Raw genomic sequence first — 20,597 nt, 5'->3', positions numbered from 1 at the left:
GCAAGCCCGCTCCCACAAGAACCCGCTCGTCAATGAGTTAACGGGCGAAAAATGCTGCACAGATCGTGCGCCTTACTCGGGCTTGACCCGCTCCGAAGGCCGCCGGGCACCTGCCACCAGCTTTTCCACGGCCTTGCTCGCCGCCACCATGGCAAAGGTCGCAGTCACCATCATCACCGCGCCAAACCCGCCCGAGCAGTCCAGGCGCACGCCTTCACCGACGAAGCTCTTCTGCAGGCAAACGCTGCCATCCCCCTTGGGGTAGCGCAGCTGCTCGCTGGAAAACACACAGGGCACACCGTAGTTGCGGCTGACATTGCGCGAGAAGTTGTAGTCGCGGCGCAAGGTCGAGCGTACCCGCGAGGCCAGCGGGTCGTTGAAGGTCTTGTTGAGGTCTCCGACCTGGATCTGCGTCGGGTCGATCTGCCCACCTGCGCCACCGGTGGTGACAATGGCGATCTTGCGGCGCTTGCACCAGGCGATCAGTGCGGCCTTGGCCATGACACTGTCGATACAGTCGATGACACAGTCGAGCCCTTCGGTGATGTACTCGGCCATGGTTTCGCGGGTCACGAAGTCAGCTACCGCATGCACCGTACACGCCGGGTTGATCGCCCGCAGGCGCTCGGCCATGACTTCGACCTTGGGCCGGCCCACCTGCCCTTCCAGGGCATGGGCCTGGCGGTTGGTATTGCTGACGCAGACATCGTCGAGGTCGAACAGGGTGATTTCGCCCACGCCACTGCGGGCCAATGCTTCGGCCGCCCAAGAGCCGACCCCGCCGATACCGACGACAGCTACATGGGCCAACTTCAGCCGTTGCAGGCCATCGTCGCCGTACAACCGGGCAACGCCGGCGAAGCGTGGATCTTCTGTGCTCATCTTGCTACCCCGAAGCTCATACCCCAAAAAACGGCGCGCATTATATGCCAATGGCGCCCGTAGCCTCCATCGTTAGGAAAGTGCCTACCAATCCTGCTTTAATATTCACTCAATTCGACAGACTTGGACGACAATGTCATCACGCAAATTCGGCCTCAACCTGGTCGTGGTCCTGGCCATCGCTGCGCTATTTACCGGGTTCTGGGCGCTGATCAACCGCCCGGTGTCCGCGCCTGCCTGGCCGGAACAGATCTCCGGCTTCTCGTATTCGCCGTTCCGTCTGGGCGAAAGCCCGCAAAAGGGCCAATACCCCAACGACGACGAGATGCGCCAGGACCTGGAGCAGATGAGCAAGCTGACCGACAGCATCCGCATCTATACCGTAGAGGGCACCCAGGCCGATATCCCGCGCCTGGCCGAAGAATTCGGCCTGCGGGTGACCTTGGGTATCTGGATCAGCCCGGACCTTGAGCGCAACGAGCGCGAAATCGCCAGCGCCATTGAACTGGCCAACACCTCGCGCAGTGTGGTGCGGGTAGTGGTGGGCAACGAGGCGCTGTTCCGCGAAGAAGTCACCCCACAAGCCTTGATCCAGTACCTGGACCGGGTACGCGCGGCGGTCAAGGTGCCGGTCACCACCAGTGAGCAATGGCATATCTGGAAGGAAAACCCGGAGCTGGCCAAGCACGTCGACCTGATCGCCGCGCACATCCTGCCTTACTGGGAATTCGTGCCGATGAAGGACTCGGTGGAATTCGTGCTCGACCGCGCCCGCGAGCTCAAGCAGCAGTTCCCACGCAAGCCACTGCTGCTGTCGGAAGTCGGCTGGCCAAGCAACGGCCGTATGCGCGGCGGCGCCGATGCCACCCAGGCCGACCAGGCCATCTACCTGCGCACCTTGGTCAACACCCTCAACCGCCGTGGCTACAACTACTTTGTCATCGAGGCCTACGACCAGCCCTGGAAAGCCAGTGACGAAGGCTCGGTAGGCGCCTACTGGGGCGTGTTCAACGCCGAACGCCAGCAGAAGTTCAACTTCGATGGCCCCGTGGTCGCCATCCCGCAGTGGCGGGCCCTGGCCGTGGCGTCGGTGGTACTGGCGATGATTGCCCTGGCCGTGCTGCTGATCGACGGTTCGGCCTTGCGCCAGCGTGGCCGCACCTTCCTGACCTTCATCACCTTCCTGTGTGGGTCGGTGCTGGTGTGGATCGCCTACGACTACAGCCAGCAATACAGCACCTGGTTCAGCCTGACCGTCGGCGTGCTGCTGGCGCTGGGGGCCTTGGGCGTGTTCATCGTGCTGATGACCGAGGCCCACGAACTGGCGGAGGCGGTATGGATTCACAAGCGACGGCGCGAGTTCCTGCCGGTGCAGGCCGACAGCGCCTACCGGCCCAAGGTGTCGGTGCATGTACCGTGCTACAACGAGCCGCCCGAGATGGTCAAGCAGACCCTCGATGCCCTGGCCGCGCTGGATTACCCCGACTACGAAGTGCTGGTGATCGACAACAACACCAAGGACCCGGCCGTGTGGGAGCCGCTCAAGGCGCACTGCGAGAAGCTTGGCGAGCGCTTCAAGTTCTTCCACGTCGCGCCGTTGGCCGGTTTCAAGGGCGGCGCACTCAACTACCTGCTCCCGCACACCGCCAAGGACGCCGAAGTGATCGCGGTGATCGACTCGGACTACTGCGTCGACCGCAACTGGCTCAAGCACATGGTGCCGCATTTCGCCGACCCGAAGATCGCCGTGGTGCAGTCGCCGCAGGACTATCGCGACCAGCACGAAAGCGCCTTCAAGAAGCTGTGCTACAGCGAATACAAGGGCTTTTTCCACATCGGCATGGTGACCCGCAACGACCGTGACGCGATCATCCAGCACGGCACCATGACCATGACCCGCCGCACAGTCCTGGAAGAACTCGGCTGGGCCGAATGGTGCATCTGCGAGGATGCCGAACTGGGCCTGCGGGTATTCGAGAAAGGCCTGTCGGCCGCCTACGCCCACAACAGCTACGGCAAGGGCCTGATGCCCGACACCTTCATCGACTTCAAGAAGCAGCGCTTCCGCTGGGCCTATGGCGCCATCCAGATCATCAAGCACCATGCCGGCGCCCTGCTGCGCGGCAAGGGCAGCGAGCTGACCCGTGGCCAGCGCTACCACTTCCTGGCCGGCTGGCTGCCGTGGGTGGCCGACGGCATGAACATCTTCTTCACCGTCGGCGCATTGCTGTGGTCGGCGGCGATGATCATCGTCCCGCACCGGGTCGACCCGCCGCTGATGATTTTCGCCATCCCGCCCCTGGCGCTGTTCTTCTTCAAGGTCGGCAAGATCATCTTCCTGTACCGCCGGGCGGTCGGGGTCAACCTCAAGGATGCCTTCGCCGCGGCGCTGGCGGGGCTGGCGTTGTCGCACACCATCGCCAAGGCGGTGTTGTACGGGTTCTTCACCAGCAGCATGCCGTTCTTCCGCACGCCGAAGAACGCCGACAGCCACGGGGTGTTGGTGGCCCTCTCCGAAGCGCGTGAAGAGCTGTTCATCATGTTGCTGCTTTGGGGCGCGGCACTGGGCATCTTCCTGGTGCAAGGGCTGCCAAGCTCGGACATGCGCTTCTGGGTGGCGATGTTGCTGGTGCAATCGTTGCCGTATCTGGCGGCGTTGGTGATGGCGTTGCTGTCTTCGCTGCCAAAGCCTGCGGACAAGGTTGCGCAGCCACAGCAGGCCTGAAAATCCGGGGGCGCTTTGCGCCCCATCGGCCTGCTTGTTTGATATAAGATAACGCCCCTCGTTTTTCCGCCTTGCCTTGCCCCGGAGTTCCCCATGACGGCCCCTGCCGAGCTCTCGCCTACCCTTCAACTGGCCTGCGACCTGATCCGTCGCCCCTCGGTCACCCCCGTCGATGCCGACTGCCAGGCACAAATGATGAGTCGCCTGGGCGCCGTGGGCTTCACCCTCGAACCCATGCGCATCGAGGACGTCGACAACTTCTGGGCCACCCATGGCAACCAGGAAGGCCCGGTGCTGTGCTTCGCCGGCCACACCGACGTGGTGCCGACCGGCCCGGTGCAGCAGTGGCAGCATGAGCCGTTCGAAGCGCTGATCGACGCCGACGGCATGCTCTGCGGCCGTGGCGCCGCCGACATGAAAGGCAGCCTGGCCTCGATGGTGGTGGCCAGCGAGCGTTTCGTGCGTGACTACCCGGGCCACCGCGGCAAGGTCGCCTTCCTGATCACCAGCGACGAAGAAGGCCCGGCCCACCACGGCACCAAGGCCGTGGTCGAGCGCCTGAAAGCGCGCAACGAGCGCCTGGACTGGTGCATCGTCGGCGAGCCTTCGAGCACCAACCTGCTCGGCGACGTGGTCAAGAACGGCCGCCGCGGCTCGCTGGGCGCGAAGCTGACCGTACGTGGCAAGCAAGGCCATGTGGCCTACCCGCACCTGGCGCGCAACCCGATTCACCTCGCCGCCCCCGCCTTGGCAGAACTGGCGGCCGAACACTGGGACGAAGGCAACGCCTTCTTCCCGCCGACCAGCTTCCAGATCTCCAACCTCAACTCCGGCACTGGCGCCACCAATGTGGTACCCGGCGAACTGACCGCGCTGTTCAACTTCCGCTTCTCCACCGAGTCGACCGTCGAAGGCCTGCAACAGCGGGTAGCGGCGATCCTCGACAAGCATCAGCTTGAGTGGAGCGTCGAGTGGGCGCTGTCTGGCCTGCCGTTCCTCACCGAACCGGGCGAGTTGCTCGATGCCGTGTCGGCCAGCATCAAGGCCGTCACCGACCGTGATACCCACCCCTCCACCAGTGGCGGCACCTCGGACGGCCGCTTCATCGCCACCATGGGCACCCAGGTGGTCGAACTCGGCCCGGTCAACGCCACCATTCACCAGGTCGATGAGCGGATCCTGGCCAGCGACCTCGACTTGCTGACCGAGATCTACTACCAGACCCTGGTCCGGTTGCTCGCCTGATGCTCGCCTGCCCCCTCTGCCAGGCAGCCCTGACACCGCTCGACAACGGCGTGGTGTGCCCTGCGGGCCACCGCTTCGACCGTGCGCGCCAGGGTTACCTGAACCTGCTGCCGGTGCAGCACAAGAACAGCCGTGACCCCGGTGACAACCAGGCCATGGTCGAAGCCCGTCGCGACTTCCTCGACGCCGGCCACTATGCCCCGGTGGCCCGCCGCCTGGCCGAGCTGGCCGCCGAGCGCCAGCCCGGTGCCTGGCTGGACATCGGTTGCGGTGAAGGCTATTACACCGCGCAGCTCGCCAACGCCCTGCCCGATGCCGACGGCTATGCCCTGGACATCTCGCGCGAGGCGGTCAAGCGCGCCTGCCGGCGTGATCCAGCGGTTACCTGGATGGTCGCCAGCATGGCCCGCGTGCCCCTGGCAGATGCCAGCTGCCAGTTCATCGCCAGCGTGTTCAGCCCGCTGGACTGGGCCGAAGCCAAACGCCTGCTCAGCCCCGGTGGCGGCTTGATGCGGGTCGGCCCGACCAGCGGCCACCTGATGGAGCTGCGCGAAGTGCTCTACGATGAAGTGCGTCCGTATGCCGATGACAAGCACCTGGCCCTGGTGCCGGAGGGCATGGCTCACGCGCACAGCGAAACCCTCGAGTTCCGCCTGAGCCTCGCGGCGCCCAAGGCACGCGCCGACCTGCTGGCCATGACCCCGCACGGCTGGCGCGCCAGCGCCGAAAAACGGGCACAGGTGATCGACCAGCCCGAGCCGTTCGAGGTCACGGTTTCCATGCGTTATGACTATTTCGTGCGCCAAGACTGAGCACACCCGGAGCCCTTATGCGCCAACCTGATATCGAGATTTACCTGAAGGACGCCGACGTCGACCACAAGCAGATTGCCGACTGGCTGGCCCAGGCCGTGGGCCCGTGCAGCGAGTGGCAGCAGAAAGGCCAGACCTTCAAGTGCAAGGCCGGTAACATTCCAGTCACCTGGTTACCCAAGGCTGTGGGGAAATGGAACAGCCTCTACCTGGAAAGCGACCAGACCCCGTGGGCTGATGACATCGCCTGCGCCCGCGCGGCGCACGCCGCACTCGGCGTCGAAGTCCGCTGCGCACCGGGTGGCTGGGTCGAGGAAGACGGTGAAGAAGATGCCGATCGCTGGGTCCGCATCAGCGCCGACGGTGAAGAGGAAATCACCTGGCGCACTTCTTGAACTGCAAGCTTTAAGCTGCAAGCGCCAAGCCGGATCGCATCAGGCTGCAAGTACACGGTCACTTGCAGCTTGAGGCTTACAGCTTGAGGCTCAGAGCCCTACTACGTCCTCGGCTTGCAGGCCTTTCTGGCCCTGCACGCAGGCGTACTCGACCTGCTGCCCTTCGACCAGGGTACGATGCCCCTCACCGCGGATCGCGCGATAGTGGACGAACACATCCGCACCACCTTCGCGTTGAATGAAGCCATAGCCCTTGGCATCGTTGAACCACTTTACATTCCCAGTCTCACGAGACGACATCTGAACTACTCCGGATTTTTATTGTGAAGATCGCCTTGTAGGCACGCAGTCATCACCACGTGCCGACGCCGCTTGCCGAAATATCCTGCAAGTGGCAGGCCGAGTATATGACACAGATTAAAAAAAATTGATGACGCCTCCACTTTTTGCCGATTTTTGCTGAACTTACGCACATACGGCAGACTAAATGGCTGGATACTCACCTGAAAATCATTCCCAGGGCACACACCCCATGACCCGTTCCCCCCTGCGCCGCCTGATCTTCGGCGCCCTGCGTCGCCTGTTGTACCTGTGGGTGCGCTCCGAGACCATCAACCAGTCGTCGCTGACGCTCAAGCTCGACCGCAGCCGCCCGGTGTTCTATGCCCTGCCTTCGCCCTCACTGACTGACCTGGCAGTCCTCGACCGCGAATGCATCAAAGCGGGGCTGCCACGCCCGGTGCTACCGGTGGCCGTCGGCACATTGCAGGAACCGGCGGCGTTCTTCTACCTGACACCCGACCCCGACTGGCTGGGCCGCCAGGACAAGAGCGGCGCCCCGCCCACCCTCGAACGCCTGGTCGCAGCGGTAAGCCAGCATGCCGAGGAAGATGCGCAGATCATCCCGGTGAGCGTGTTCTGGGGCCAAACCCCCGCCAGTGAGTCCAGCCCATGGAAGCTGCTGTTCGCCGACAGCTGGGCGGTCACCGGGCGCCTGCGCCGGCTGCTGACCGTGCTGATACTGGGGCGCAAGACCCGCGTGCAGTTCTCTGCCCCGATCCACCTGCGCGAACTGGTGCAGCACAACAAAGGCCATGAACGCACCGTGCGCATGGCCCAGCGCCTGATGCGCGTGCACTTTCGCAACCTCAAGACGGCAGTCATCGGCCCGGACATCTCGCACCGACGCAACCTGGTCAAAGGCCTGGTCCATGCCCCGCAGGTGCGCCAGGCCATCAGCGATGAGGCCGAGCGTGAGGGCATCCCGCTGGCCAAGGCCGAAGCCCAGGCACTGCGCTATGGCAACGAGATCGCCTCGGACTACACCTACACCGCGATCCGCTTCCTTGAAGTGGTACTGAGCTGGTTCTGGAACAAGATCTACGACGGCATCAAGGTCAACCACATCGAGCAGGTGCAGGGCATCGCCCCTGGCCACGAAGTCGTCTACGTGCCCTGCCACCGCAGCCACATCGACTACCTGCTGCTGTCCTACCTGCTGTTCAAAAACGGCCTCACCCCACCGCACGTGGCGGCCGGCATCAACCTCAACATGCCGGTGGTCGGTAGCCTGCTGCGCCGTGGCGGGGCCTTTTTCATGCGCCGTACCTTCAAGGGCAACCCGCTTTATACCGCTGTGTTCAACGAGTACCTGCACACGCTGTTCAGCAAGGGCTTCCCGGTGGAGTACTTCGTCGAAGGCGGCCGTTCGCGCACCGGGCGCATGCTGCAGCCGCGCACCGGCATGCTGGCGATCACCCTGCGCAGCTTCCTGCGCTCTTCGCGCACGCCGATCGTCTTCGTGCCGGTGTACATCGGCTACGAGCGCGTGCTCGAAGGCCGCACCTACCTGGGCGAGTTGCGCGGCGCCAGCAAGAAGAAGGAATCGATCTTCGACATCTTCAAGGTGTTCAGCGCGCTCAAGCAGCGTTTTGGCCAGGTCTATGTCAACTTTGGCGAGCCGATCCGTTTGGCCGGCTTTCTCGATGCACAGCAACCCGGCTGGCGCGAGCAGGAGCATGGCCCGCAGTTCCGCCCAGCCTGGTTGAATGAAACCACCACACGCCTGGGTGAAACCGTAGCCCGCCACCTCAATGGGGCTGCGGCGATCAACCCGGTCAACCTGGTGGCCCTGGCGCTTCTGTCCACCAGCCGTCACGCCCTCGACGAACGCGCCCTGTGCCGCGTGCTCGACCTGTACCTGGCGCTGTTGCGCCAAGTACCGTATTCGCCCCACACCACCTTGCCCGAAGGCGACGGCATGGCGCTGATCGAGCACGTGAAGGGCATGAAGCTGCTGGCTGAGCAGAAGGACGCCTTGGGCCGCATCCTGTACCTGGATGAAGCCGATGCGGTGCTGATGACCTATTACCGCAACAACGTCCTGCATATCTTCGCCCTGCCGGCGCTGCTGGCGAGCTTCTTCCTCAGCAGCTCGCGGATGAGCCGTGAACTGCTTGGCCAGTATGTCAAAGCGCTGTACCCATACCTGCAGGCCGAGCTGTTCCTGCGCTGGGCACCCGAGCAACTGGACGAGGTGATCGACCAATGGCTAGCGGCGCTGGTCGCGCAAGGGCTGCTGCGCCAGGAAAACGATGTATACCTGCGCCCGGCCCCCAGCTCGCGCCCGTTCGTGTTGCTGACCTTGCTGGCCCGCAACATCACCCAGACCCTGCAGCGCTTCTACATGGCCACCTCGCTGCTGCTCAACAGCGGCCAACATAGCCTGAGCGCCGAAGCACTGGAAGACCTCTGCGTGATGATGGCCCAGCGCCTGTCGATCCTGCATGGCCTGAATGCCCCGGAGTTCTTCGACAAGAGCCTGTTCCGCCACTTCATCCAGACGTTGATCGAGCAAGGGGTGCTGCAAGCGGACGCGCAAGGCAAGCTGGGCTATCACGACAAGCTCGCCGAGCTGGCCGAAGGGGTCGCCAAGCGTGTGCTGTCGGCAGAGCTGCGGCTGTCGATCCGCCAGGTAGCCTTGCATCGCGACGATGCCCTGGAAACTTCGGCCCTCTAAGGCTTCATCTACCGCGCAAATCCGTTAAAGTCCTTGGCGTTGGCCACAAGCCAACGCCACGGACAACGGAGATTCCATGAAAAAGCTCGTAATGCTGTGTTGTGCATCCCTGCTCGCAGCCTGCTCCAGCCACACCCCGTCGCCCCAGGCGAGCCTTGAGGGTGAAGTCTTCTACCTGCAGCGCATCGCCCTGCCGCCCACCGCCACCCTCAGCGTGGAGCTGCAGGATGTGTCGCTGATGGACGCCCCTGCCGTCACCCTGGCGCGCCAGGCCGGCCCGGTCAAAGGCAACGTGCCACTGCCGTTCCACCTCACCTACGACCCGGCCCAGGTCAAGCCTGGCCACCGCTATGCGGTGAGTGCCCGTATCGAACTGGACGGCAAGCTGCTGTTCATCAACACCGAGCATCACGGCGTCACGCTGGATGGCAGCGACGTGCAGCCAGTACGGGTCAAAGTCGACCCCGTGCGCTGATACCCGCCTATTTCTGTTCAAAAGGAAAGCTTCATGATTCGCTCATCCCTGCGTTTCACCGCCCTGTGCGCCGGCCTGTTGCTGTCGGCCAGCGCGCTGGCCCTGTCGCTTGGCGACCTGACCCAGAAGGACGCCAGCGGTGGCCTGAAAGACGCCCTGACCCAGGGCGCGCAGATTGCCGTCAAGCAGCTGAGTGCCCCCGGTGGCTTCAGCAACAACCCGGACGTGCGCATCGAGTTGCCGGGCAACCTCGGCAAGGCCGCCAAGGCCATGAAGATGTTCGGCAAGGGTGACCAGGTTACAGCCCTGGAAGACAGCATGAACAAGGCCGCAGAGGCGGCGGTACCGCAAGCCCAGGCAATCCTGGTGGATGCGGTGAAGAACATGAGCGTGACCGATGCCAAGGGCATCCTCAGCGGTGGCGACGACTCTGCCACCCAGTACCTGAACAAGAGCAGCCGCGAGCAGATCCGCGCCAAGTTCCTGCCGATCGTCAAGGCAGCGACCGACAAGGTTGGCGTGGTTCAGCAATACAACAACTTTGCCGGTCAAGCTTCAGCCCTGGGGCTGGGCAGTGCCAAGAGCGCCAATGTCGAGAGCTACGTGACCGAAAAGGCCCTGGATGGCCTGTTTGAAATGATCGCCAAGCAGGAGCAGAGCATTCGCCAGAACCCGGCCGAGGCCGCTACCAGCCTGGCCAAAAAGGTATTTGGCGCACTGTGATGCCAAGACGACAAGGCCGCTCCTGCGCAGGAGCGGCCTTGTGTCGCGAAAGGAGGGCAAAGCCCTCCCAGCGGCCTCAGCCCTTCCGGACCCTGAACCACGCCGCATACAACGCCGGCAAGAACAGCAACGTCAACGCCGTCGCAACGATCAACCCGCCCATGATCGCCACCGCCATCGGCCCATAGAACACGCTACGCGACAACGGGATCATCGCCAGCACCGCCGCCAGTGCCGTCAGCACGATCGGCCGGAAGCGCCGTACCGTAGCCTCGATGATCGCCTGCCAACGCTCCATCCCCGAGGCGATGTCCTGTTCGATCTGATCCACCAGGATCACCGAGTTGCGCATGATCATCCCGGCCAGGGCAATGGTGCCGAGCATGGCCACGAAGCCGAACGGCTGGCGGAACACCAGCAGGAACAAGGTCACGCCAATCAGCCCCAGGGGCGCGGTAAGGAACACCATCACCGTGCGCGAGAAACTGCGCAACTGGATCATCAACAGGCTCAACACCACCACGATGAACAGCGGCATACCGGCATTCACCGATTTCTGCCCGCGCTCGGAATCTTCCACGGTACCGCCCACCTCGAGCAGGTAGCCATCCGGCAGTTTGGCCTTGACGTCGCTTAACGTCGGCTCGATCTGTCGCACCAGGGTCGCCGGCTGCTCCTTATCGTAGATATCGGCACGCACGGTCACCGTTGGCAGGCGGTTGCGGTGCCAGATGATGCCTTCTTCGAAGCCGTACTCCAGGGTCGCTACCTGCGACAGCGCCACGCTCTGGCCGTTGTCGGTGGGCAGCGCCAGGCTGCCCAGGTTAGCCAGGTCGCCACGCTCTTTCTGCGTGCCGCGCAGCAGGATCTCGATCAGTTCGTTGTCCTCGCGGTACTGGCTGACCGTGGTGCCGGTCAGCGAGCTGCGCAAGAAGCTCGACAGGTGCGCGGTGCTCACGCCAAGGGCGCGGGCGCGGTCCTGATCGATGGCCAGGAACACCGCCTTGCTTGGCTCCTCCCAGTCCAGGTGCACGTTTACCACGTGCGGGTTCTCGCGCACCTTGTCGGCCACTTCGCGGGCCAGGGCGCGCACCTTCTCGATATGCTCGCCGGTCACCCGGAACTGCACCGGGTAACCCACGGGTGGGCCGTTTTCCAGGCGCGTGACGCGGGCGCGCAAGTCGGGGAACTGCTGGTCGACGGTATCGATCAGCCAACTGCGCAGCCGTTCGCGCTCTTCCATCGATTTGGCCAGCACGACGAACTGGGCAAAGCTGGCAGCCGGCAGCTGCTGGTCCAGCGGCAGGTAAAAGCGCGGCGACCCGGTGCCCACATAGGCCACATAGTTGTCGATGCCGTCCTGCTGCTTGAGCAGCACCTCCAGTTGTTTGACCCGCTCGGCGGTATTGGCCAGCGACGCGCCCTCGGCCAGCTTCAGGTCGACCATCAGCTCTGGGCGCCCGGACGCCGGAAAGAACTGCTGCGGCACGAAGCGGAACAGCAGGATGCTGCCGACGAACGCTGCGAGGGTCAGCAGAATGACGGTCTTGCGACGCCGCACGCACCACTCGACCACACGCCGTACGCGCTGATAGAACGGCGTGGCGTAAGGGTCCGGCGCATGCCCATCGCTGCCATGACGGGCAGCATGCAGCTTGGCCAGGTCCGGCAGCAGGCGTTCGCCCAGATAAGGGACAAACACCACCGCCGCAACCCAGGAGGTCAGCAGCGCGATGGTCACGACCTGGAAGATCGAACGGGTGTACTCGCCCGTGCTCGACGCCGCCGTGGCAATCGGCAAGAAGCCGGCAGCGGTAATCAAGGTACCGGTCAGCATGGGGAAGGCCGTGCTCGTCCAGGCATAGCTGGCCGCCTTGAACCGGTCGTAGCCCTGCTCCATCTTGATCGCCATCATCTCCACGGCAATGATCGCGTCGTCCACCAGCAAGCCCAGCGCCAACACCAGCGCACCGAGCGAAATCTTGTGCAAGCCGATGCCGAAGTAGTGCATGGCGGCAAAGGTCATGGCCAGTACCAACGGAATGGCCAATGCCACCACCAGCCCGGTGCGCAAGCCCAAAGAGAAGAAGCTCACCAGCAGGACGATGACCAGCGCCTCGACCAGTACCTGGACGAACTCACCGACGCCGGCCTTGACTGCAGCCGGCTGGTCAGAGACCTTGCGCAGCTCCATACCGGCCGGCAGGTTGCGCGCCAGGCGCTCGAACTCACCCTCCAGGGCTTTGCCCAGCACCAGGATGTCGCCGCCGTCCTTCATCGACACGGCCAGGCCGATGGCGTCTTCACCCATGAAGCGCATGCGCGGCGCGGGTGGGTCGTTGAAGCCGCGGTGCACCTCGGCTACGTCACCAATGCGGAAGGTGCGATCGCCCACCCGAATCGGGAACTGACGAATCTGCTCGACACTGTCGAAGCGGCCGCTGACCCGCAGTTGCAGGCGCTCGCTGGGCGTCTCGAAGAAGCCCGCCGTGCTGACCGCGTTCTGCTCCTGGAGGGCCTGCTGGACGGCTTCCAGTGGCACGCCGAGGGTCGCCAGCTTGAGGTTGGACAGCTCGATCCAGACCTTCTCGTCCTGCAGCCCGACCAACTCGACCTTGCCCACATCCTTGACCCGCTGCAGCTGGATCTGGATGCGGTCGGCGTAGTCCTTGAGCACCGCATAGTCGAAGCCCGTGCCGGTCAGCGCGTAGATATTGCCGAACGTGGTGCCGAATTCGTCATTGAAGAACGGGCCCTGGATTTCCGGCGGCAAGGTGTGGCGGATGTCCGCGACTTTCTTGCGGATCTGGTACCACAGCTCCGGGATATCCTTGGAATGCAGCGAGTCGCGGGCCATGAAGGTCACCTGCGACTCGCCCGGGCGGGAGAACGAGACGATCTTCTCGTACTCGCCGGTCTCCATCAGCTTCTTCTCGATGCGCTCGGTGACCTGGCGCGACACTTCCTCGGCGGTGGCGCCGGGCCACACGGTGCGCACGACCATGGCCTTGAAGGTGAACGGCGGGTCCTCGCTCTGGCCCAGCTTGGTGTAGGACATGGCGCCAATGGCAGCCAGCAGGATCATCAGGAACAGTACGATCTGGCGATTGCGCAGCGCCCAGGCGGAAAGGTTGAAACCCATCGGGACTTACTCCTTGGCCGTCAGGTTCACTACACGGTTGGTGCGATCCACGGGGCGCACCTCCTGCCCCTCGCGCAACACATGGCCCCCGGCGGCGACCACCCAGTCGCCCGGTTTCAAGCCTTCGAGCACCGGTACACTGTCAGAGCCATACGGCCCCAGGCGCACCACCGTGCGCTCCAGGCGGCGGTCCTGGCCGACCCGCCAGACATAGGCCTGGCCGTTTTCTGCAGTGACCGCCGACAACGGCACTGCCAGTGGGATCAGCCCTTCATGGGCGATGAAAACACGTGCGCTCTGGCCCAGCTCGGCGGGCGCCTTGGCCGAGGTGAAGGCGATGCGTGCGGCGAAGGTTCGCGAACGTGGGTCGGCTGCCGGCGAGAGTTCACGGATACGCCCGTCGAAGCGCTCGCCTGGGTGCGACCACAGCTCCACGCTGACGCCTTGGCCCACGGCAAAACGGGAAAATTGCTGCTCCGGCAGGCCGATGACCACCTCACGCTCGCCGTCTGCGGCCAAGGTGAACACGGTCTGCCCGGCCGCGACCACCTGGCCGACTTCGACCTGGCGCTTGGCGATGACACCGGCCTGCGGCGCACGCAGCACTGCGTACTCGGCCTGGTTGCCGGCCACATCGAACTCGGCCTTGGCTTGTTTCAGGCGGGCCATGCCAGCGCGGTACAGGTTTTCGGCATTGTCGTACTGGGAGTGGCTGACCATCTGCCGATCCAGCAGCTTCTGGTAGCGATCACGCTCGGCGCGCACCAGCGACAGGTTGGCCTCGGCGGCGGCCAGCTGGGCACGATTGGCTTCCAGTTGCAGGCGCACATCCTGTGGGTCCAGCTCGGCCAGCGGCTGCTCGGCCTTGACCCGCTGGCCCTCTTCGACCAGGCGTTTGCTGACTTTGCCGGTAATGCGGAAGGCCAGCTCCGGTTCGAAGCGCGCGCGCACTTCGCCGGGGTAGCTGTCGGCAGCTGCTTCGGCCGGCTGTGGTTGAATCACCAGTGCCGGGCGCGGCGCGGCAGGTGGCGCGGCTTCCTGGCCGCACGCCGCAAGGAGCAGCGCGACGGCAGTGGGCAGAGCGATGGACAAGGCATGGCGCAACATGATGAATCCTTTCGCGAAGAGCACATCGAATATTTATACTGACGGGTATATTAAATCAGGGAATCGGCGCCGGGAAGGGTGTCTGTGGTGGTTTTTGCAAGGTGGGGCTTGAGGCCTCTGGCGCCTGTGAGATCGAGCGCCGCGCGGGCGGCGCTCGATCTCAAAAGCGCTATAAATCCCCCGCCAAACACCTCCCGCCCCAACACAACTGTCCAGTGACAGACAGCACGTATTGCATGGACACTTTCACCGAAAGGCGTCCGACCCGCTAAGATGGGCGACTCTTCAACAAGATGCAGACTCCAATGCCCAACGACGCACCCATCGGACCAGGCCGGCCCAAGGACCTGGCCAAACGCGAGGCGATCCTCGAAGCGGCCAAGACACTGTTCCTCAGCCTTGGCTATGCCAACACCAGCATGGATGCGGTCGCTGCGGCGGCAGGTGTTTCAAAACTCACGGTGTACAGCCACTTCACCGACAAGCAGACGCTGTTCTGCTCGGCGGTCATGGCAACCTGCCAGATCCAGCTACCGGACCTGCTGTTCGAGTACCCCGAGGGGGCACCGGTGGACGAGGTGCTGCTGACCATTGCCCGTAACTTCCAGGCGCTGATCAGCAGTGACGAAGCCGTTAAGCTCAGCCGCCTGATCATGGCCCAAGGCAGCCTGGACCCAAGCTTTGGCGAGTACTTCTACGAAGCTGGGCCCAAGCGCGTGCTGGCGGGAATGGAAGCGCTGCTGCGCGGGGCGGATGAGCGCGGGTTACTGCGCATCGACAACCCGTTGCGCGCGGCGGAGCACTTCTTCTGCCTGGTCAAGGGCGCACCGGATTATCGGTTGCTGCTCGGCTGCGCCGGGCCGCTGGAAGGGGATGAAGCCGAGGCGCATGTGCGGGAGGTGGTGGGGGTGTTCATACGCGCCTTCCACCCCTGATTGGCCGACAACACACGAATCGGCATGCATTCCGGTCAGGCCTTCAGGGCCTTCTTCGGGTAAATGTCATACCGGCTCGACTTGCCCTCCAGGCTGTGGCTTGGCTTCGGCCCGTCGATGATCGGCGCCTTGCGTGGCCGTTTCACCACCACCCGGTGGCTGGCAAGCGCCAAAGCGGCTTCTAGCAAGGCCGGGGCATCCAGGTCATCACCGACCAGTGGCCGGAATACGCGCATCTCCTTCTTCACCAGCGCGCTTTTGTCCCGGTGCGGGAACATCGGGTCGAGGTAGATCACCTGCGGCGGCTCCCCTTCCCAGGCACGCATGCGCTCGATGGCGTTGCCGGTCAGCAGGCACATGCGCCCAACGATCGGGCCCACCTCGTCATCCGCCCGCGCCCGCGCCAGGCCGTCTTCCAATAATGCGGCAATCAGCGGCTGGCGTTCGATCAGGGTCATCTGGCACCCCAGGCTGGCCAGCACAAATGCATCCTTGCCCAGCCCTGCCGTGGCATCGAGCACCTGCGGTCGTACACCCTGGGCGATGCCCACTGCCTTGGCGATCATCTGGCCGTTGCCACCGCCAAACTGGCGCCGATGCGCGGCCTGGCCTTCGACGAAGTCCACCCGCACCGGCCCAGGCGCCTGCGGGCCCAGTTGCTGGATCTGCAAGCCTTCAGCGCCCACCTGCACGGCGAAACCCGCGGCATCGTCCTGCAGCGGCAGGCCCAGGCGCTCGGCCCACGCCGTAGCCTGTTGCGCATACTCTGCCGACATCGCTTCGACCCTGATACCCGTGCCTTGCTCTTCCATCGTCCACACCTAAAAAATCAAACCACGCCCTTATGAATCGGCAACCACGGCCGATACAGGCAATATCCCGCTATTCTGCCAGAGCACAACGCGCGCGACTGCCATGACAGATACTCTTCCCATCGGTTTGACCTACCTGTCGCCTGTCGGCCACTACGGTCAACAGAATACCCAGACACTCGGGGGCGTCAGCCACCTGTGGCAGGATTTCTTTGCCCGCGCCATGGCCGAGCAACAGGCAGAGGAAGCGGACAGCGTCAGCCAGTCGTTCGTCCAGTACGATCAGCACAGCGGCGAGCCGGTCGGCGGTGCCAGGGCGCTGGCGCTGATCGATGCCCAGCGTGCGCTGCCGGTGCACGACACCGAAATCGCACCGCCCGAGCCACTGTTCCTGCCCAAGGCCGAACTGGAAGCCAACCTGCTGGAGCCCGCCGCCGAGCCGTTCAGCGCCATCGAGCTGATAGAGCAGCAGCGTGAACTCGACCTGAGCAACAGCTGGTTGCGCCCGGTGGTCATGAGCCAGGGTCACCCGCTTGCCGAGCCCGGCCCAGGCCCCTCCCCGCGCCCGCTGTTCCTGCCTATCGCCGAGTTCGAGACGAACCTGCTGGACCCGGCCCCCGAGCCTTTCGACGAAACCACGCTGGCCAAGCAGCAGAATGACCTGGCGTTCGACATCCACTGGGCGCGCCCGGTGGTGCTGAACAACGTTCGCGTTCACGCCTGAGGTTGCGCAAGCTCAGCGGCAGATCTGCCAGCGGCCCATATCGAGGTGGAAGTGATTGTGGTGCGCGGCGTTGTAGTCTGGCCCCAGCACGGTACTGAAGCGTTCACAGGCCACCTGCTGCACCTGACGTAGGAAATCAGCTTTCTGCCCCCCCGCTTGCCAGTCCCGAGCCAGTACGATGCGCTGCCCGTCCTGCAAGCGAAAACCACTGATGTCCAGGGCATTGGCGGTGGCGTGCTGACTGAGCCGGCCTTGTTTGCGGTGATAGACATTGCGGCAGGCAAAACTGCCCAGGTGGTCGACCTGCGTCACCCGCTGCCCCAATACCCGCTGCGCCACCGGTTGCAGCCCATGCTGCTCGAACAGCGCGTAAGCCACCGCCAACGGGCAACTGGCCAGGAAGCTGCTGCTGAGCCGCGCCTGACCGCCCTCGATGCGCCATACGTTGCGCAGCGGGCAATTGGCCGAGGCCGGGCTGTCGGCTTGCGCCCGGTACCGCAGATCGCTGGTTTCCAGTGCCTGACGGCATAGCGCGGGGTCATCGCGCAGGCGCGACAGCTTGAAGGTGGTGAGCAGGTTCGGCGGCTGGCGCACGTCCAGCGGCGCCCAGGGGTTCCAGGCAGCCGGCAGGCGCCAGCCAAAATGCCAGGCCAGGCCTGCCAGCAGTGACAGGCCCAGCAACAGTACCAGCAAGGCACGCATGGCGATTCAGCGGCGGAACAGGTCGTTGAGCTGGGCAAAGGGCAGCGCCTGTTCACCGTAGCCGAACGTACCCTCGTCACGAATCTCCAACGCGGCCCGGTGGAAAGCCCCCAGCGCCGCACGGGCCAGCGACGAGCCGACACTGATGCGGCGCACCCCAAGGTCTTGCAACTGGTTGACGCTCAGGGTCACGCCCGCCAGCCCCATCAGCACATTGACCGGCTTGGGCGCCACCGCCTGCACCACCGCGCGAATTTCTTCGACGGTGCGCAGCCCTGGCGCGTAGAGCACATCGGCCCCGGCCTCGGCATAAGCTTGCAGGCGCAGGATGGTGTCATCCAGGTCCAGGCGCCCGTGCAGCAGGTTTTCTGCACGGGCGCACAGGGTGAACGGAAACGGCAGGCTACGCGCTGCCTGAACCGCCGCGCGGACGCGTTCTACAGCCAGGCCATGGTCATAGATAGGGGCTTCACTGCGCCCGCTGGCGTCTTCGATGGAACCCCCTACAAGACCCGCCTCGGCGGCCCGCAGGATGCTCTGTGCGCAGTCTTCGGGCAGGTCGCCGAAGCCGTTCTCCAGGTCGGCGGCTACCGGCAAGGCCGTGGCATCGACAATAGCCCCGGCGTTATCCAGGGTTTCGTCCAGGCTCAAGGCACCTTCGGCATCCGGTCGGCCCAGGCTGAACGCCAGGCCCGCGCTGGTCGTGGCAAGCGCCTCGAAGCCCAGGCTGGCGAGCAGCTTGGCGGAGCCGGCATCCCACGGGTTGGGGATGACGAAGGCCCTGTCGCGTTCGTGCAGTGCCTTGAAGGCTTCGGCTCGCAGGGTTTGCACATCCATGGTCTCAACCTCAGGCAGTCAGGAGTGGTCAGAGTAGTCCCAGTTGTTCGACCTCAGGGGCGCGTGGCAATTCCGGCAAAGGTGCAAGGCCAGGCAGGCGCTGCATCAGACGTTGATGAAAACGCTGGGCCAACGCCGCGGCCAGGCGGTTATCCGAGGTGTGCAGGAAGATGTAGGGGCTACGACCTTCCTCGACCCAACTGGCCACCTTGGCCACCCAGGGCGTCAGGAAGGCTTCGTTGGCTTCAAGCTGCGGATGGCCAATAAAACGTACCTGCGGATGCTGGCTGAAGGCGGCCGGGCGTGGCGGCACCTTGGGTTTCTTGGCCTGGGCATGCAGCACGGCGGGCTCGCGCGAGGTGCAACTGAACAACGCCCGCGGGTCGAGGCAGATGCGCTCGACACCACGCTCGAGCAACAGCCGGTTGAGCTGCCGCTCCTCTTCACCGCGCGCAAAAAAAGCCTCGTTGCGCACTTCGACGGCCAACGGCACACCCACTTGATCCAGAAAATGGCTCAACTCTGCCAGGCGCGAAGGCCCGAATAACGCAGGCAACTGCAGCCAGTAAGGCGATACCCGTTCACCCAGCGGTGCCATCAAACGGGTGAAGGCAGCGGCCGCGTCCAGCTGATCGCGCAGGTCTCCCCCATGGCTGACCTCGCGGGGGAATTTGGCGGTGAAACGAAAGTGCGCCGGCATCGTCTGCGCCCAGCGTGCCACGGTGGCGGGTGCGGGGCTGGCGTAGAAGGTGGTATTGCCTTCGACCGCGTTGAACACCTGGCTGTACAGGCCAAGGTACTCAGCGGCTCGGGCATCGGCGGGGTACAGGTAGTCGCGCCAGGCGTTTTCGCTCCATGACGGACAACCCAGAAAATAAGGCAGAAGAGAAGGAATCATCCCTCAAATGTACAGGTCGAGCCCCAGTACTTCCATGTCCCAATCGGTAAAACCGGCCGTGCTCAGGTAGCTCGCCAACGCAGTGGCGGTACGCCGGTCACGGGCGCGAGGGAAGATCATGTCTTGCTGACGGGCTGGCAGGCCACCGCTGCGACGGCGAACGGCCGCCTCTTGGGCCAGCTCACCCTGCTCGCTGCTGTCGATGATGTCGGCATCTTCGATGGCCTCATCGCGCACCGACGCTTTGCGCGGTGTGCGCTTGATCGGGTAGGACTGCGATGAGAAACCGTCGATACGCATGGCGTGAACACTCAGAACCGATGATGGCAATTTAGCAGCATCAGAGTTACGTCGCTAATGCTTGAGTGATAACTGGACCACAGTTCGCGAGAAAGGTTTTAGCGTCATCGGCGATAACCGACGAACAACACTCAGCGCTTCTTGGGTGTCGCTACATTATCGCGCAAGTACACAGGTTGCGCCTGCTCGGCGCCGATCGCTTCGCCGCGCGCCCAGGCAAAGCTGGCCAGGCTGAGGATATCCAGGGCATTGGGCAACGCCGCCGCATTGCTGGCGGCGACGTGCACAGCCAGGCGCTCGGCATAGCCCCAACCGGTACCGGCACCGAACCACTCGGCGGTGCTGGCGTCGGGCAGCGCCACGCGCTCGGGCGGCAGTACCGCTTCCTGGCCGACCAGGCGCATTTCGCCAGCGCTGGCCTGGTAGCAGCCCCAGTACACCTCGTCCATGCGCGCATCGATGGCGGCCGCCACGTGCTGCGCACCCTGCTCGCGCAACGCACCTTGCGCCAGCGCGGCCAGGTTGGACACCGGCAGCACCGGGCGCTCGAGGGCGAACGCCAGGCCCTGGACCACACCGATGGCGATCCGCACGCCGGTGAAGGCCCCCGGGCCACGGCCGAACGCGATGGCGTCCAGCGCATTCAAGGCCACACCCGAGTCAGCCAGCAGCTGTTTGATCATCGGCAGCAACTTCTGCGCGTGCTGACGTGGGATCACCTCGTAATGGCTGGTTACCTTGCCGTCATGCAACAAGGCGACGGAACAGGCTTCGGTGGCGGTATCCAGGGCCAGCAGGGTGGTCATCGAACGGGTTTCCAGGTGCAGGGAAAAGAGCGCCAGTATAAACGACAACGGCCCGCAA

At 64.2% G+C, this 20,597-nt stretch carries 19 protein-coding genes; 9 read left to right on the top strand and 10 right to left on the bottom strand.

The window, feature by feature from the left end; all coding sequences use genetic code 11:
• Nucleotides 1-72: 72 nt before the first annotated feature.
• Nucleotides 73-882: a tRNA cyclic N6-threonylcarbamoyladenosine(37) synthase TcdA gene (tcdA, locus tag HU770_RS02220; RefSeq protein WP_095064085.1), complete on the bottom strand. Its 810-nt coding sequence runs from the start codon at nucleotides 880-882 to the stop codon at nucleotides 73-75.
• A 133-nt stretch (nucleotides 883-1,015) separates the two neighbouring features.
• Here tcdA and HU770_RS02215 point away from each other — a divergent pair, with 133 nt between their 5' ends.
• From HU770_RS02215 to HU770_RS02200, 4 genes are all read left to right on the top strand, one after another.
• A complete protein-coding gene (locus HU770_RS02215) occupies nucleotides 1,016-3,607 on the top strand; it encodes a glycosyltransferase (protein ID WP_033700895.1) in 2,592 nt (863 codons plus the stop codon).
• 93 nt (nucleotides 3,608-3,700) lie between these two features.
• Nucleotides 3,701-4,852: a succinyl-diaminopimelate desuccinylase gene (gene dapE / locus HU770_RS02210; RefSeq protein ID WP_186662969.1), complete on the top strand. Its 1,152-nt coding sequence runs from the start codon at nucleotides 3,701-3,703 to the stop codon at nucleotides 4,850-4,852.
• Nucleotides 4,852-5,664 (top strand): putative RNA methyltransferase, encoded by an 813-nt coding sequence (locus tag HU770_RS02205; protein ID WP_186662968.1) that lies wholly within the window; start codon nucleotides 4,852-4,854, stop codon nucleotides 5,662-5,664. The genes dapE and HU770_RS02205 overlap by 1 nt, the downstream gene beginning before the upstream one ends.
• Nucleotides 5,665-5,681: 17 nt before the next feature.
• A complete protein-coding gene (locus tag HU770_RS02200; protein WP_033700900.1) occupies nucleotides 5,682-6,059 on the top strand; it encodes a hypothetical protein in 378 nt (125 codons plus the stop codon).
• A gap of 90 nt (nucleotides 6,060-6,149) precedes the next feature.
• Here HU770_RS02200 and HU770_RS02195 read toward each other — a convergent pair whose 3' ends face one another.
• Nucleotides 6,150-6,359, bottom strand: a complete 210-nt coding sequence (locus HU770_RS02195) for a cold-shock protein (RefSeq protein WP_027595776.1) — start codon at nucleotides 6,357-6,359, stop codon at nucleotides 6,150-6,152.
• 232 nt (nucleotides 6,360-6,591) lie between these two features.
• Between HU770_RS02195 and plsB the strand changes: the two genes are divergently transcribed.
• The 3 genes from plsB to HU770_RS02180 all read left to right on the top strand — a co-directional run bounded on the left by plsB (nucleotide 6,592) and on the right by HU770_RS02180 (nucleotide 10,276).
• Nucleotides 6,592-9,078 carry a glycerol-3-phosphate 1-O-acyltransferase PlsB gene (gene plsB / locus HU770_RS02190; protein ID WP_186662967.1) on the top strand — a complete coding sequence of 829 codons (2,487 nt, stop codon included), beginning with the start codon at nucleotides 6,592-6,594 and terminating at the stop codon, nucleotides 9,076-9,078.
• A gap of 76 nt (nucleotides 9,079-9,154) precedes the next feature.
• Nucleotides 9,155-9,553 carry a YbaY family lipoprotein gene (locus HU770_RS02185; protein ID WP_033700902.1) on the top strand — a complete coding sequence of 133 codons (399 nt, stop codon included), beginning with the start codon at nucleotides 9,155-9,157 and terminating at the stop codon, nucleotides 9,551-9,553.
• 33 nt (nucleotides 9,554-9,586) lie between these two features.
• Nucleotides 9,587-10,276, top strand: coding sequence for a DUF4197 domain-containing protein (locus HU770_RS02180; RefSeq protein ID WP_033700903.1), 690 nt, complete (start codon nucleotides 9,587-9,589; stop codon nucleotides 10,274-10,276).
• A gap of 76 nt (nucleotides 10,277-10,352) precedes the next feature.
• On the opposite strand, the gene HU770_RS02175 is transcribed toward HU770_RS02180, so the two are convergent.
• Both HU770_RS02175 and HU770_RS02170 read right to left on the bottom strand, forming a co-directional pair.
• A complete protein-coding gene (locus tag HU770_RS02175; RefSeq protein ID WP_186654428.1) occupies nucleotides 10,353-13,418 on the bottom strand; it encodes an efflux RND transporter permease subunit in 3,066 nt (1,021 codons plus the stop codon).
• Between the two features lie 6 nt (nucleotides 13,419-13,424).
• Nucleotides 13,425-14,525: an efflux RND transporter periplasmic adaptor subunit gene (locus HU770_RS02170; RefSeq protein ID WP_186654426.1), complete on the bottom strand. Its 1,101-nt coding sequence runs from the start codon at nucleotides 14,523-14,525 to the stop codon at nucleotides 13,425-13,427.
• Between the two features lie 293 nt (nucleotides 14,526-14,818).
• Here HU770_RS02170 and HU770_RS02165 point away from each other — a divergent pair, with 293 nt between their 5' ends.
• Nucleotides 14,819-15,460, top strand: coding sequence for a TetR/AcrR family transcriptional regulator (locus HU770_RS02165; protein ID WP_186654423.1), 642 nt, complete (start codon nucleotides 14,819-14,821; stop codon nucleotides 15,458-15,460).
• 35 nt (nucleotides 15,461-15,495) lie between these two features.
• Here HU770_RS02165 and HU770_RS02160 read toward each other — a convergent pair whose 3' ends face one another.
• Nucleotides 15,496-16,272: a class I SAM-dependent methyltransferase gene (locus HU770_RS02160; protein WP_033700908.1), complete on the bottom strand. Its 777-nt coding sequence runs from the start codon at nucleotides 16,270-16,272 to the stop codon at nucleotides 15,496-15,498.
• A 103-nt stretch (nucleotides 16,273-16,375) separates the two neighbouring features.
• Here HU770_RS02160 and HU770_RS02155 point away from each other — a divergent pair, with 103 nt between their 5' ends.
• Nucleotides 16,376-16,996 carry a hypothetical protein gene (locus tag HU770_RS02155; protein WP_033700909.1) on the top strand — a complete coding sequence of 207 codons (621 nt, stop codon included), beginning with the start codon at nucleotides 16,376-16,378 and terminating at the stop codon, nucleotides 16,994-16,996.
• Between the two features lie 12 nt (nucleotides 16,997-17,008).
• Here the strand turns inward: HU770_RS02155 and HU770_RS02150 are convergent, their stop codons facing one another.
• From HU770_RS02150 to tsaB, 5 genes are all read right to left on the bottom strand, one after another.
• On the bottom strand, nucleotides 17,009-17,698 hold the full coding sequence (locus HU770_RS02150; protein ID WP_186662966.1) for an extensin family protein: 690 nt from the start codon (nucleotides 17,696-17,698) through the stop codon (nucleotides 17,009-17,011).
• A gap of 6 nt (nucleotides 17,699-17,704) precedes the next feature.
• Nucleotides 17,705-18,535 (bottom strand): isocitrate lyase/phosphoenolpyruvate mutase family protein, encoded by an 831-nt coding sequence (locus tag HU770_RS02145; protein ID WP_186662965.1) that lies wholly within the window; start codon nucleotides 18,533-18,535, stop codon nucleotides 17,705-17,707.
• Nucleotides 18,536-18,563: 28 nt separating this feature from the next.
• Nucleotides 18,564-19,433: a DUF72 domain-containing protein gene (locus tag HU770_RS02140; RefSeq protein ID WP_033700913.1), complete on the bottom strand. Its 870-nt coding sequence runs from the start codon at nucleotides 19,431-19,433 to the stop codon at nucleotides 18,564-18,566.
• A 3-nt stretch (nucleotides 19,434-19,436) separates the two neighbouring features.
• Entirely contained in the window at nucleotides 19,437-19,733 is a 297-nt protein-coding gene (locus HU770_RS02135; protein ID WP_186662964.1) for a hypothetical protein, read from the bottom strand.
• A gap of 131 nt (nucleotides 19,734-19,864) precedes the next feature.
• The gene (gene tsaB / locus HU770_RS02130; protein ID WP_033700915.1) at nucleotides 19,865-20,539 is read right to left on the bottom strand and encodes a tRNA (adenosine(37)-N6)-threonylcarbamoyltransferase complex dimerization subunit type 1 TsaB; all 675 of its coding nucleotides are present in this window, start codon (nucleotides 20,537-20,539) and stop codon (nucleotides 19,865-19,867) included.
• Nucleotides 20,540-20,597: the final 58 nt, after the last annotated feature.

The sequence above is a fragment of the Pseudomonas sp. SWRI68 genome (assembly GCF_014269165.1).
GTDB classification, from domain to species: Bacteria; Pseudomonadota; Gammaproteobacteria; order Pseudomonadales; family Pseudomonadaceae; genus Aquipseudomonas; species Aquipseudomonas capeferrum.
The sequence above is the reverse complement of the archived record's forward strand: the minus strand, read 5'-3'. Positions and strand labels throughout refer to the sequence as shown.